The organism is Agrobacterium sp. 719_389 (assembly GCF_900188475.1).
Taxonomy (GTDB): Bacteria; Pseudomonadota; Alphaproteobacteria; order Rhizobiales; family Rhizobiaceae; genus Agrobacterium; species Agrobacterium radiobacter.
Window position 1 is genome coordinate 108,297 of the sequence record NZ_FYEM01000001.1, and the last position, 13,753, is coordinate 122,049.

General features: G+C 60.0%; 11 protein-coding genes. 8 read left to right on the forward strand and 3 right to left on the reverse strand.

What is annotated here, in order from left to right:
• Nucleotides 1–52 precede the first annotated feature (52 nt).
• The 3 genes from CFB10_RS00580 to CFB10_RS00590 all read left to right on the forward strand — a co-directional run bounded on the left by CFB10_RS00580 (nt 53) and on the right by CFB10_RS00590 (nt 1,563).
• Nucleotides 53–379 (forward strand): NIPSNAP family protein, encoded by a 327-nt coding sequence (locus CFB10_RS00580; RefSeq protein WP_020012382.1) that lies wholly within the window; start codon nt 53–55, stop codon nt 377–379.
• On the forward strand, nt 376–741 hold the full coding sequence (locus CFB10_RS00585; RefSeq protein WP_020012383.1) for an antibiotic biosynthesis monooxygenase: 366 nt from the start codon (nt 376–378) through the stop codon (nt 739–741). The genes CFB10_RS00580 and CFB10_RS00585 overlap by 4 nt, the downstream gene beginning before the upstream one ends.
• Nucleotides 742–858: 117 nt before the next feature.
• Nucleotides 859–1,563: an SDR family oxidoreductase gene (locus tag CFB10_RS00590; protein WP_003502501.1), complete on the forward strand. Its 705-nt coding sequence runs from the start codon at nt 859–861 to the stop codon at nt 1,561–1,563.
• Nucleotides 1,564–1,792: 229 nt separating this feature from the next.
• Here the strand turns inward: CFB10_RS00590 and CFB10_RS00595 are convergent, their stop codons facing one another.
• Entirely contained in the window at nt 1,793–4,690 is a 2,898-nt protein-coding gene (locus tag CFB10_RS00595; RefSeq protein WP_020012385.1) for a ribonuclease E/G, read from the reverse strand.
• Between the two features lie 645 nt (nt 4,691–5,335).
• Here CFB10_RS00595 and CFB10_RS00605 point away from each other — a divergent pair.
• From CFB10_RS00605 to CFB10_RS00620, 4 genes are all read left to right on the forward strand, one after another.
• Nucleotides 5,336–6,595 (forward strand): N-acetylmuramoyl-L-alanine amidase, encoded by a 1,260-nt coding sequence (locus CFB10_RS00605; protein WP_020012386.1) that lies wholly within the window; start codon nt 5,336–5,338, stop codon nt 6,593–6,595.
• Between the two features lie 327 nt (nt 6,596–6,922).
• On the forward strand, nt 6,923–9,370 hold the full coding sequence (locus CFB10_RS00610) for a penicillin-binding protein 1A (RefSeq protein ID WP_020012387.1): 2,448 nt from the start codon (nt 6,923–6,925) through the stop codon (nt 9,368–9,370).
• A gap of 98 nt (nt 9,371–9,468) precedes the next feature.
• Nucleotides 9,469–10,600, forward strand: a protein-coding gene (gene prfB / locus CFB10_RS00615) for a peptide chain release factor 2 (protein WP_099085460.1) whose coding sequence is annotated in 2 segments (ribosomal slippage) — nt 9,469–9,537 and nt 9,539–10,600 — 1,131 coding nt in all. Because the reading frame shifts where the segments join, the coding sequence is not laid out codon by codon here.
• A 73-nt stretch (nt 10,601–10,673) separates the two neighbouring features.
• Nucleotides 10,674–11,144 (forward strand): cysteine hydrolase family protein, encoded by a 471-nt coding sequence (locus CFB10_RS00620; protein WP_020012389.1) that lies wholly within the window; start codon nt 10,674–10,676, stop codon nt 11,142–11,144.
• Nucleotides 11,145–11,170: 26 nt separating this feature from the next.
• Here CFB10_RS00620 and CFB10_RS00625 read toward each other — a convergent pair whose 3' ends face one another.
• Together CFB10_RS00625 and CFB10_RS00630 are read right to left on the reverse strand one after the other, a co-directional pair.
• Entirely contained in the window at nt 11,171–11,671 is a 501-nt protein-coding gene (locus CFB10_RS00625) for a hypothetical protein (RefSeq protein ID WP_026364079.1), read from the reverse strand.
• 21 nt (nt 11,672–11,692) lie between these two features.
• The gene (locus tag CFB10_RS00630) at nt 11,693–12,466 is read right to left on the reverse strand and encodes an NAD kinase (protein ID WP_003502514.1); all 774 of its coding nucleotides are present in this window, start codon (nt 12,464–12,466) and stop codon (nt 11,693–11,695) included.
• A gap of 303 nt (nt 12,467–12,769) precedes the next feature.
• On the opposite strand from CFB10_RS00630, the gene CFB10_RS00635 reads away from it, so the two are divergent.
• Nucleotides 12,770–13,687 (forward strand): PhzF family phenazine biosynthesis protein, encoded by a 918-nt coding sequence (locus CFB10_RS00635; protein ID WP_020012391.1) that lies wholly within the window; start codon nt 12,770–12,772, stop codon nt 13,685–13,687.
• Nucleotides 13,688–13,753 lie beyond the last annotated feature (66 nt).

The window sequence follows — 13,753 nt, forward strand, 5'->3', positions numbered from 1 at the left end:
TGATGCGAAGCAATGGCGTAAAAAGATGCGGCAGAACACAAGGAGAGTGACGATGCTGACCTGCTTCATCCGCTACGAAATCGACCCCTTCAAGGTCGATGCCTTTGAACGATATGCCCGCAACTGGGGTGAGGCGATACCACGCTGCGGCGCCGATCTCATCGGTTATTACGCGCCGAAGGAGGGATCGAGCACGGTCGCCTATGGTGTTTACAACATCGAAAACCTCGCCGCTTACGAAGCCTACAGGGCGCGTCTTGCCGCCGATCCGGCCGGGCGGGAAAATTATGAATTCGCCCGGCGCGAGCAGTTCATCCGCCGCGAGGACCGGCTGTTTCTCCGTCTCGCTTCCGCCCCACATGCCGGAGGCGGGCAATGATCGCCGTCATCTTCGAGGTCTGGCCGGCCGACGGCGAAAAACAGCATTATCTCGATATTGCCGCCGGCCTGCGGGCAGAACTCGAAACCATCGATGGGTTCCTCTCCGTCGAACGGTTCCAGAGCATCAGCAATCCGCAAAAGATGCTGTCCTTGTCGTTTTTCCGAGATGAGGAGGCGGTGAAAGCGTGGCGCAATACCCCGTCGCATCGCATTGCGCAGTCGCTGGGCCGGTCCGGTGTTTTTTCCGATTATCGCCTGCGCATCGCGCATGTGATGCGCGACTACGGCTTGCAGGACAGGGAGGAGGCGCCAGCCGACAGCCGTGTAGCGCATCCGGCAGAAGGAAGTTTGTCAGGCTGACATTTCCAGCATCAGTTTTTCTGCACGCCGCTCCAAGTCTTTCTGGTTCGAACTCGTCTTTGAAACCCGTTATAGATGGGGCAGTTTATGGATGCAGGCCTGGAAATGGAGAAAACGATGTCGGCAGAAAAAGTGGCGATTGTAACGGCGGGCGGCAGCGGCATGGGTGCGGCTGTGGCAAAACGCCTGGCCGCGGACGGTTACAAACTGGCGATCCTGTCATCCTCCGGCAAGGGAGAGGCGCTGGCAAAGGAACTGGGCGGCATCGGGGTCACCGGTTCCAACCAGTCCAATGACGATCTCCAGCGGCTGGCGGATAGGACACTTGAAACATTCGGCCGCATCGACGTGCTGGTGAACAGCGCCGGGCATGGCCCGCGCGCCTCCATTCTCGATATTACCGACGAGCAATGGCACACGGGCCTCGATGTCTATCTGATGAACGTCATCCGCCCGACGCGTATCATCGCCCCCGTCATGGTGAAGCAGAAGGCGGGTGCGATCGTCAATATCTCGACGGCCTGGGCTTTTGAACCGAGCAGTATGTTTCCGACATCCGCCGTGTTCCGCGCCGGCCTTGCCTCCTACACCAAGATATTTGCCGATACCTACGCGGCCGACAATGTGCGCATGAACAATGTGCTACCCGGCTGGATTGACAGCCTGCCGGCCACGGAAGAACGCCGAGAGGCCGTGCCGATGCAACGTTACGGCAAGAGCGAGGAAATCGCCGCCACCGTGGCATTCCTCGCTTCGGAAGGGGCGGGGTATATTACCGGCCAGAATATCCGGGTTGATGGTGGCCTGACGCGGTCTGTTTGACGCATGAGCCTTCCCAACCCTCATCCCTGTGCCTGTGACAGGGATCCCCGACCCAAGTGCTTGGACTGAAAGGACTCTCCCGCCACGTGGACGCGCGTTGACTGGATTCCTGTGACAAGCACAGGAATGAGGAAATGCCAGCGGCTCAAGAAAACGCCGGTTCTTTGCATCAACAAAACAAAACGCCCGCAACGATGTTGCGGGCGTTTTTCATTCAGTCTTTCTTCTCTCAGAAGAAGCCTTTGCGCTGCCACCAGCCGCCCTTGCGCGGCTTCGGCTCGTCGCCATCGGGGTTCGGCGAAGACGAGGTCACGACCGGCTCCGAACTGGAGACATTGCTGCCCCGGTTGGCTCGGACTTTTTCCTCTGTGGCCGGTGCTTCCGCTTCCGGAGCCAGATCGGCCGAAGCCTCACCTGCTTCTTCAACCGCGACCTCGGCGACTGTTTCCTCGACGATTACCGGCTCCACCGTTTCAACGGCTTCAGCTTTCGGCGCTTCCTCGGTTTCAGTCTTGACCTTCGCCTTGCGGGTGCGGCGTGGCTTCTTCGGCACTTCCTCTTCCGCAACCTCGGCAACCACACCTTCCACCGCGGCGGCGGCGGTCGGTTCTTCGGTTACGGATGCTTCTACGGAAACCTCTTCGCTTTCGCTCTCACCTTCAGCTTCCGAGCCGGCAGCATCAAGAGCTTCGTCTTCCGCACGGTTGCGGCGTCCACCGCGCTTGCCGCGACGGCGGCGCTTACGCTTGCCATCCTCTTCGGAAGTCAGTGCTTCCGCCGCACCGTTTTCGTTTTCAGCATCGCCCTCATCGGTTTCGACGCCATCGTCGTCACCTTCGGCATCATCGCCTTCCGAATCGCCGGACTGGGCGTCGAGCGCGCCGTTCTGGTCGCCCTGGCCACCCTTGCCGCGACGGCGACGACGACGCTTGCGCTTGCGCTTGCCTTCTTCACTATTGTCGCCCTGTGGCTGCTGCTGGCGTGGCTCGGAGGTCTGGGCCTTGACGATTTCTTCCTCGTCTTCGTCCTCTTCGACCTCGGCGACGAAATCGTCTTCCTCTTCCACGAAGTTCGGCAGCATCTGGATGAGGCTTTCGATCTTCACGGGGTTTTCGACGGCTTCACCACGGTCGATGGCGAAATGCTGCGCACCGACGCCGGCGTCGGCAGCGATGATGATGGACACGCCGAAGCGGCCTTCATAATCAACGATGGTGCCGCGCTTGTGGTTGAGCAGGTAAAGCGCCGTTTCCGGCGTGCAGCGCACCGTGATGTTATGCGTGGTGTTACGCAGCAGATATTCCTCGACGCCGCGCAGAACATGCAGGGCGATGGAGGATTCCGAGCGGACATGACCCGTGCCGCCGCAATGCTGGCAGACCTGCGTGGTCGATTCCAGCACCGAAGCGCGGATGCGCTGGCGCGACATTTCCAGAAGGCCGAAATGCGAGATGCGGCCGACCTGGATACGGGCGCGGTCGTTCTTCAGGCAATCCTTGAGCTTCTTTTCGACAGAGCGGTTGTTGCGCTTTTCTTCCATGTCGATGAAGTCGATGACGACAAGACCGGCAAGGTCACGCAGGCGCAGCTGGCGCGCCACTTCTTCCGCAGCCTCGAGGTTCGTCGTCAGCGCGGTTTCCTCGATGGAATGTTCGCGCGTCGAACGGCCGGAGTTGACGTCGATGGAAACCAGCGCTTCCGTCTGGTTGATGATGAGGTAACCGCCCGATTTCAGCGTGACCTGCGGCTGCAGCATCCGGTCGAGCTGGGCTTCGATACCGGAGCGCGAGAAAATCGGGTGAATGTCGCGGTAAGGCTGAACCACCTTGGCGTGGCTCGGCATCAGCATCTTCATGAAGTCTTTGGCTTCACGATAGCCTTCTTCGCCCGAAACGATGATCTCGCCGATATCCTTGTTGTAAAGGTCGCGGATCGAACGCTTGATGAGGGAGCCTTCCTCATAAACGAGGCAGGGGGCCGTGGAGTTCAGCGTCAGCGTGCGGACGTTTTCCCACAGGCGCATCAGATATTCGAAGTCGCGCTTGATTTCGACGCGGGTGCGGTTGGCGCCTGCGGTACGCAGAATGACGCCCATGCCCTGCGGAACCTCCAGATCGCGCGCGATTTCCTTCAGGCGCTTGCGGTCGGTCGGCTGGGTGATCTTGCGGGAAATACCACCGCCGCGTGCCGTGTTCGGCATCAGCACGGAATAGCGGCCGGCAAGCGACAGGTAGGTGGTGAGTGCAGCACCCTTGTTGCCACGTTCTTCCTTGGCCACCTGCACCAGAAGAATCTGACGGCGCTTGATAACTTCCTGAATGCGATACTGCTTGCGCGGCTTGCGGGCGACGCGATCCGGAACCTCTTCCATGGCGTCTTCGGCGCCGACGGATTCGATCACTTCCTTTTCGTGATGATCGTCATCATCGTCGTCATCATCGTCATTGCCACGACGAAGACCTTCGACTTCCTCGGAAATCGTGTCGGTGTCGACCATGGCGGCCATTTCGCCACCGGTGCTGCCGTCGTCTTCGGAAGAAGCTTCGGCGGCCTCGGCTGCTGCGGCTTCTTCTTCGGCGGTCTTCTTCTTTGCGCGGGGGCGGCGGGTGCGCTTCTTCGGCTTTTCTTCCTCGGCGGGCGCTTCTACGGCTACGGCCTCGACGGTGGTTTCCTCGGAAACCTCTTCAGCGACGGACGCAGTTTCTTCCGTGATAACCGTTTCAGTGGTTTCATCGGAGGAAACAATGCCGACATCCGGCTGATCCACCTGCGAAAGGTCGATCATCGGCGCTGCGGGTTCGGGCGCGTCCGCGGATTCGAAGTCGTCGCTGCGGCGATGATCCTCGGCTTCCGCCTTCAGGAGAGCCTGACGGTCGGCAAGCGGGATCTGGTAATAGTCCGGATGGATTTCCGCAAAAGCGAGAAAGCCGTGGCGATTGCCGCCGTAATCGACGAAGGCCGCCTGAAGGGAGGGCTCAACGCGAGTGACCTTGGCAAGATAGATATTGCCGCGGATCTGTTTTTTGTGCTCCGATTCGAAATCGAATTCTTCGATCCGGTTCCCACGGACAACGACTACGCGTGTCTCCTCTTCGTGGGAGGCGTCGATAAGCATTTTGTCTGCCATGTAAGCTGTGCTCCTCGGCGCAGCCTTGTTTTATACGAGAACAGGCCCGCCACACGGACGAGCCTTTCATATGAGTGCAAGGATGTGCCGGAAATGAAGTCTCCAGCCAAGCCTCTGTAAACTGGCAGCATCCGGACCGACGGCGAGGCATTTGGCCTGCTCCTGGTATCCGGTTCATGTGAAAACTGCTGCGACATCATTGGCCAGGCGGAACGACAATAATATATAGACCCCTTGGGGTCCGATGAATTTGCTCTCCTCAGAGCAGCGGTGGCAACGCCACCGGGTAGGTCTCCGGCCACGGCCGGAATTGATCCAGTTTCAGGATAAATGTAACGACGGCAGATGATTGCCCGATTTGCAGCGCCAGCGTCTTTTTCGATTGGCAGCCGGCGGGCATCTATCCCGTCAACACTTTTAACCCTCATCCGTGTTGTATGTTTTCTCTGTCATAATAGCAATAGGCTGGCTAAATATGCCATATTATTGGTGGAATTTCCGGGTTAACAATTGGTTCACCAAGGCCTGCGATTGTGGGGCGCAAACGCGCAAACTATCGTACGGCGTGGTTGAAACGGCACTGTTGCCGGCGTTTTTCCGCGCCGTTTATCGAAAATGACTGACATACGGAATTTCTTGAGGACCATGAATTTCACGCGCAACGCAGCGATATCAGGCGGGGCAGGGCGGCTTGGCGCGCGAATCGCGCGGGCTTTGGCGGCTCTGGCATTTTCCGTCGCCGCCTCTGTTTCCGTCGTGCCGGCAGCCCATGCCGTGGAGCCGCTTGTCGCCCATCAGGCGCGTATCATCGGTGATGAGGCGCGCACGCGCATCGTTCTCGATTTTGCGGAAGAGCCGGAATTCGACGTTCACTATCTCGATTCGCCCGCGCGCATCGTCGTGGACTTTCCCGCGGTGAATTTCGCTTTCCCCACATCCGACCTCAAGCCAACAGGTCTTTTCTCGGATATCCGCTTCGGCACCATGGGCCAGAACAGCGCCCGCATCGTGCTGACGGCGAAAAAGCCGGTACAGGTGACTGTTGCCGAAACGAAGAAGGCTGACGACGGGCAATTTTTCCGTTTCGTGCTCGATGCCGAGATCACCACCAAGGGCAAGTTCGCGGAGCTGGTGAAGGATCAGCAATGGCAGGCGCCCGCCCCAGTGACGACTGCCGCGATCACGCCTGACGACAAGACATCGCGTCCTGCGGAATTTGTCATCGCGGTCGATGCCGGTCATGGCGGCATCGATGCCGGCGCCACCGGCGGCACGACGGGCACCGAGGAAAAGGTCATCACTTTGACCTTTGCGAAGGAACTCGCGGAACGGTTGAACCGCGAACCCGGCATCAAGGCGTTTCTGACGCGCGATTCCGATACATTCCTTGCCCTGTCCGAACGGGTGACGATTGCCCGCCAGAACAATGCCAACCTCTTTATATCGCTGCATGCGGATACATTGAAGCAAAAGGGTATCCGCGGCGCGACCGTTTATACATTGTCAGACCGGGCGTCGGACCGGCAGGCGCAGGAACTGGCGGAGCGCGAAAACAAGTCCGACCAGATTGCGGGTGTCGCGGCCTCCAGCGAGCCGCCCGAGGTCGCCGATATTCTTCTCGATTTCACCCGCCGCGAAACTCAGGCCTTTTCGGTGACGCTCGCCGAAAACATCGTCTCCTCCTTCGAGGGGCAGGTGGGCCTCATCAACAATCCGCATCGTTATGCCGGTTTCATGGTGCTGCGCGCTCATGACGTGCCGTCGGTGCTGCTGGAACTCGGTTTCCTCTCCAATGCGGAAGACGAAAAGCTGCTTCTCGACGGGGAATGGCGCAAGAAGGTGGCCGATACGCTGGCAACGGCCGTCGGGCGATACCGCGTCAAGGCCATGGCGAACGGCGGCTGAGAAGGTAGCCAGCGGAGCGACGGTGCTGTTGCCGCCCTGCCATTGACCGCCGAAAAGCTGTTCAATTCTTGGGCCTTGCGGACGATTGCGGAGGCGAAGCCCTATTTTACTCACATTCGCCGCGTTACTCGAAGCGCGGATTCGGTGGCGATCCGCAAGCGTCCGCAACGCGATTGCGGGCCTGCCGCCCGGTAACATATCAGCGAATGCTGCCGTATCCGGCTTGTCATCGAAGGTATGGTGTGCAAAACGGCACGCGATATGCAAGGATGCGCCCGTAAATCGTCGGGCGTTGATGGTTACGATTCGAATTATCGGTAGCTTGGTATGATCAGACTGATTGGATATTTTTTCGGCTTGGCCAGCGTGCTCTTCCTGTGCGCCGCCGTCGTCGGTGCGATTTATTTGCACGGCGTGACGAAGGACCTGCCGGATTACGCAGTTCTGAGCACCTATGAGCCGCCGGTAACGACCCGCGTGCACGCCGGCAACGGTGCGCTGATGGCGGAATACGCGCATGAAAAGCGCTTGTTCCTGCCGATCCAGGCCATTCCTGACCGCGTGAAGGCCGCTTTCCTGTCCGCCGAAGACAAGAATTTCTACAACCACCCGGGTGTCGACATCTTCGGTCTCGGCCGCGCCATTCTCGTCAATCTCCAGAATGTCGGCTCCGGCCGTCGTCCGGTCGGCGCATCCACCATCACCCAGCAGGTGGCGAAGAACTTCCTTCTGACCAACGACCAGACCATCGACCGCAAGCTCAAGGAAGCCATTCTCTCCTTCCGCATCGAGCAGACCTATTCCAAGGACAAGATTCTCGAGCTTTATCTCAACGAGATCTTTTTCGGTCTGAATTCCTACGGCATCGCCGGTGCGGCACTCACCTATTTCAACAAGTCGGTAACGGAACTGACGATCGCTGAGACCGCTTATCTCGCATCGCTGCCGAAGGGACCGAACAACTATCATCCCATCCGCCGCGAAAAGGCTGCTCTGGAGCGCCGCGACTGGGTGATCGACCGCATGGCCGAAAACGGCTACATCACCGTTGCCGACGCTACCGACGCCAAAAAGCAGCCGCTCGGCGTCAACCTGCGCCGCGGTGGTGCGCATATTTTCGCGTCCGATTATTTCGCTGAGGAAGTCCGCCGCCAGATCGTCGAAAAATATGGCGAGGAAGCCCTTCTTGAAGGCGGGCTCTCGGTCCGTACCTCTTTCGACCCGCAAATCCAGATGGAGGCGCGCAAGGCGCTTCAGGACGGGCTTGTGCAATATGACGAGCGCCGCGGCTTCCGCGGACCGGTGGAAAAGATCGAGACGGCCGGCGACTGGACGGCGGCACTGGCCAAGGTCAAGGGTCTCCGGGACGTTCCGGAATGGAAGGTCGCGGTCGTGCTCGCGGTTGCCGCCGATGGCGTCGATATCGGCGTTCAGGCCGATCCCGATGCGGAAGATGGCGACAAGCGCACGCGCGGCCATATCTCTGCTGAAAACATGCGCTGGGCTTTCCGTGATGCAAGCGGCAAAAGAGCGACCGCCAAGTCGCCGGTCGGTGTCGTGACCGCGGGCGACGTTGTTTATGTGCAGCCGCTTTCCGGCTCCGGCAACGAATATCGCCTGCGCCAGCCGCCAAAAGTGCAGGGCGGCATGGTGGTGATGGACCCGCATACCGGTCGTGTTCTGGCCATGGTCGGCGGCTTCTCCTACGCGCAGTCGGAATTCAACCGCTCGACGCAGGCCATGCGCCAGCCGGGCTCCTCCTTCAAGCCGTTCATCTATGCGGCGGCGCTCGACAACGGCTATACGCCCGCATCGGTCATTCTCGACGCGCCGATCGAGGTGGTCTCGGGCAATCAGGTCTGGAAGCCGCAGAATTACGGCGGGGGTTCCGCCGGTCCTTCGACCCTGCGTCTCGGTATTGAAAAATCCCGTAACCTCATGACCGTGCGTCTGGCGCAGGACATGGGCATGAATCTGGTCGCGGAATATGCCGAGCGCTTCGGCATTTACGACAAGATGCCGCCGCTTCTGTCCATGTCGCTCGGTTCGGGTGAAACGACCGTCATGCGCATGGTTTCTGCCTATTCGGTCATCGCCAATGGCGGCAAGCAGATCCAGCCGACGCTGATCGACCGTATTCAGGACCGTTACGGCAAGACGATCTTCCGCCACGAGGAGCGCGCCTGCGAGGGCTGCAACGCGACCAGCTGGCAGAACCAGGACGAGCCTGTCATCGTCGACAATCGCGAACAGGTTCTCGACCCGATGACGGCATACCAGACGACTTCGATGCTGGAAGGCGTTGTGCAGCGCGGCACGGCGGCGGGCAAGATCAAGGTCGATCTGCCGGTTGCCGGCAAGACGGGCACCACCAATGATGAAAAGGACGCCTGGTTCGTCGGTTACACGCCGGACATGGTTGCCGGCCTCTATATCGGTTTCGATTCGCCCGCACCTCTCGGTCGCGGCGGTACCGGCGGTTCGCTGTCGGCACCGATCTTCGGTGAATTTATCGCCGATGCGGCCAAGCACATGGAACCGAGCAAGTTCATCGTGCCTGCTGGCATGAACTTCGTCGCCGTCAACCGCAAGACCGGCATGGCGGCGGTTGAGGGCGAGCCGGACACCATCATGGAAGCCTTCAAGCCGGGCACGGGTCCCGCTTCCACCTTCTCTGTCATCGGCGATGACGGATACATGTCGCAGGAAGACATTCTGAAGACCTCGCCGCAGGCGCAGCAGGCCATCACCGGCGGTGGCGGCGGTCTTTATTGACATTAGTCCTGACGTTTGGCGGGGGCGCGGGTCTTTACATCCGCGCCCCCCGCATTTATTTGAGCAACGAGTTTCAATGAAGGTGAAGAACCAGCGAAATGCGCAATGAAATCGTGAACGTAGTCGACGAAATCAAGCAGGCCATAAGCCTGCTGAGGAGGCATCTTTGACTGGGACCAGGCGATAAGACGGCTGGACTGGTTGAATAACAAGGCAGAGGACCCGACCCTCTGGAACGATGCCACTGAGGCCCAGAAGCTGATGCGCGAACGCCAGCAGCTGGATGACAGCATCAACGGCGTCAAGGCGCTGGAGCAGCAGCTCCGCGACAATATCGAGCTGATCGAACTCGGCGAGATGGAAGGCGATGACGAGATCGTCAAGGACGCCGAAGACGCGCTGAAGGCGCTGAAGAGCGAGGCGAACCGCCGCCAGGTGGAAGCCATGCTTTCAGGCGAGGCCGATGGCAACGACACCTATGTCGAAGTGCATTCCGGCGCCGGCGGCACCGAAAGCCAGGACTGGGCGAACATGCTTCTGCGCATGTATACCCGCTGGGCCGACCGCGAAGGTTTCAAGGTCGAGGTTCTCGAAGTTCACGACGGCGAAGAAGCCGGCATCAAGTCCGCGACGATCCTCGTCAAGGGCCACAATGCATTCGGCTGGATGAAAACGGAATCGGGCGTGCACCGCCTCGTTCGTATTTCGCCCTATGACAGCAATGCGCGTCGCCACACATCGTTCTCTTCCGTCTGGGTTTACCCCGTCGTCGACGATTCGATCCAGATCGACATCAATGAGAGCGATTGCCGTATCGATACCTATCGTTCGTCCGGCGCGGGCGGCCAGCACGTCAACACGACAGACTCGGCCGTGCGTATCACGCATATTCCGACCGGTATTGCCGTTGCCTGCCAGCAGGAGCGCTCCCAGCACAAGAACCGCGCCAAGGCGTGGGACATGCTGCGCGCCCGCCTCTACGAGGTGGAACTCCAGAAGCGGGAAGAGGCGGCAAACGCCCAGGCGGCCTCCAAGACTGATATCGGCTGGGGCCACCAGATCCGTTCCTACGTTCTGCAGCCTTACCAGCTGGTCAAGGATCTGCGCACCGGCGTGGAAAGTACAGCACCCGGCAACGTGCTGGACGGCGACCTGAACGAATTCATGGAAGCCGCACTCGCTCACCGCATCAGCGGCGGCGCGGATGTGGAAGTCTCGGATATCGATTAAGGCGTCCGGCGCGTCGACTGGAAAATTGCCCCTCGCAAACCCATTGCGAGGGGTTTTTCGTTGGAGGACTAGCATGAAACAGGCGCTCTATATCGTCGACGTCCAGCCGAGCTTCAATCCGCCGGCTGCGCTGGTGGCGGAGATATCCGCACTCGCCCTGACAATGCCCAGCATCGCCACCGTCGAGCGTCATGATGAAAGTGTGACACCCTTCGAGCGACAACTCGGCTGGAAACCGGGCAGGGATGACGAGTCGCTCGTTGCGGCGGATCGCATATTCATCAAACACGGTTATGCGCCGCCCCGGGAGGTCATCGACTATCTTCTGTCGCTGAAACCCGACAGGGTGCTGGTCTGCGGCATTCAGGCTGATACCTGCGTGCTGGCCGCTGGTTTTGCTCTTTTTGATGCGGGGCTGCATCCCACTCTGTTGCCGTGGCTGACGGTGGGCTCCAGTCTCGACCGCAGTGGCGAACTCGGTGCGAGATTATGGAAGCATCATTTCGGAGCGGTTCTTGCCGGACCGGAGGCACTGGAAGCATAATCTTGCCCGGTCGCGCATGGGGCCGATCAGTTCGAGGCCTTCTCGATCTTCATCTCGCCCAGCTCGTCGATCAGGATCGTCCAGCTTTCCGCTTCCTTGCTCATCGGGTCCGTCTTCAGATAAACGGTCACGAACAGGCCGGGCGAGGCGGGCGCGCCATTCGAGCTTTCAGGACGAATATCCGTGACATAGGATTTCATCTGGCTGAATTCTTCCAGCTCGATATTTTCGAGGAGATTCGGCCCATCGGCGGTAAAGACGATGCGCTGCAGGTAGATCTTCGCCGTGCCGTCGCCCTGGCGGATGGCGATGACCTTGTAATAACCGCGTGTGGGCGAGGCAGGCGGCGGCCGCAGCTGTCCGTCAGGGCCCTTCACCGGCTCAAGATTCCGATCTTCCCACATGCCGCTGCTGACGACGAAGATTGCCGAAACCGGCAAGGCGTCGATCGCTTCCGTCTGCGCCCGCGCGGGAAGGACAGCGGCGGCGAAAAGGAAGGCGGCGAGGATAGGTCTTGTCAGTTGCATGGCCATTATCGATTGTGGGCGTCAATTGTTGAACTGTTCGGCGAGAACCCGGTCCGACCATGAACGATCCGGATCCGAGAGAATCCTTGCCGTCCGGTCCTGCGATTGTGCAATCCGAACATGACGAACGGATTTCACCTCGGTGTGGTCGGCCACCGCGTTCACCGGGCGCTTGTCGCGTTCGAGAACATGAATATCGACCGTCACCTTATTCGGCAAAAGCGCGCCGCGCCAGCGTCGCGGCCGGAAAGCACTGACGGGGGTCAGCGCCAGAAGCGGTGATTCCAGCGGCAGGATCGGTCCATGGGCGGAGAAATTGTAGGCTGTCGAACCAGCCGGGGTCGCCACCATCATGCCGTCGCAGATCAGCTCTTCCAGCCGCACCTTGCCATCCACCTCGACACGAAGCTTGGCGGCCTGATGGGACTGGCGAAACAGGCTGACCTCGTTCATGGCGAGGGCGGTAAACTCGTCGCCGTCGGAATCCGTCGTCGTCATGCGCAGGGGGTGAAAATCATTGCCGCTCGCCACCGCTATGCGCTCGAGCAGGCCCTCCACCCGGTAGTCATTCATCAGGAATCCGACAGACCCGCGGTTCATGCCATAGACACGCTTGCCGGAATTCATCGTCTCGTTGAGAATCTGCAGCATGAAGCCATCGCCGCCGAGTGCAACGATCACCTCCGCCTCTGCAAACGGCGTATCGCCGTAAATGCCTTTCAGCTCTTTCAGCGCCGTCTGCGCCTCCTCTGTTGCGGAGGCGACGAAGGACAGTGAATAGGTAGAATGCGACATTCGCTTCCCTCGACAACGGCGCAGACCGGGCCGGTCCGAGCAAGGCACTGTAACCTGTTGAAGCGGCTTGAAATCTTTAAACCTCGACAATGAGGTGGATAACATGCCGCCAGACGCACCCTTGGTACATGAAGACGGCGGCTGGCGACAAGGCCTTTCGCAGGCGCAGGCGTTCCCTGGCGGCGGGCCGCACCGCTCCGGTCCACAGCTTCTTGATTTGCGCCCACCGACAAGGGTTGCGATGCGGGACGGCCTGATGCAGTTTGCCAAGGCAGCCGTAATGACGAGTGGCAGGAGACGGATGTGACGCTGAATTACGATATCTATGACGTCTTTACCGAGACGAAGATGGCGGGAAATCCGCTGGCGGTCATGTATGACGCCGATGATCTTCCCCAAGGCACGATGCAGGCGATTGCGCGGGAAATGAACCTCTCCGAGACGGTTTTCGTCAACCGCTCCACCAACCCGGCGCATGCGGCTTCGCTACGCATCTTCACACCGTCAGGCGAATTGCCTTTCGCAGGCCATCCGACGGTGGGCGCCGCGGTCGCCATCGCCGAGCGAAATCGCGGCGAAGGCGATGACGACATCGATATGGTCTGCGTGCTGGAGGAGAAGGTGGGGCCGGTGCGCTGCGCGGTGAAGATGCGCGCGGGAGCCGTCAGCTTCGCGGAATTCGACCTGCCGCGCAAATCATCCCGAGTCGACCTGCCGCTCGACCACACCGCGCTTGCCGATGCGCTCGGCGTCAGCGAAGGACATCTCGGCTTTGAGAATCATGTGCCGTCCATCTGGACGGCCGGCGTGCCGTTCCTGCTCGTACCGCTGCACAATATCGCCGCTATCAGGGACATGGATTTCGACGCCAATCTTTGGCTGCGCACCGCGCCGCTGGTCGAGGGACGCCTGGCGGCGGCCTATATCTACTGTCGCGGCGGCGTCAATCACGCGGCAAAGTTCCACGCCCGCATGTTCTCCCCGGATATGGGCATTTCGGAAGACCCCGCAACCGGTTCCGCCGCCGCCGCCCTGTCCGGCGCGATCCAGCATTTTGACGGGCTGACGGACGGCCATCATCCGCTCCTGATAGAGCAGGGCGTGGAGATGGAAAGACCGTCCCACATCCATCTGCGCATGGACATCAAGGACAACGAAATAGCCCGGGCGCGCATCGGCGGTCACGCGGTGCGTGTGGCGTCGGGAACGTTCGAGATTTGACTTCAGTGTAACCCGGTCAGCGCACGTCGCCGAAGAGCGACAAAGCCGCAGGCAACGCCAAAAGAA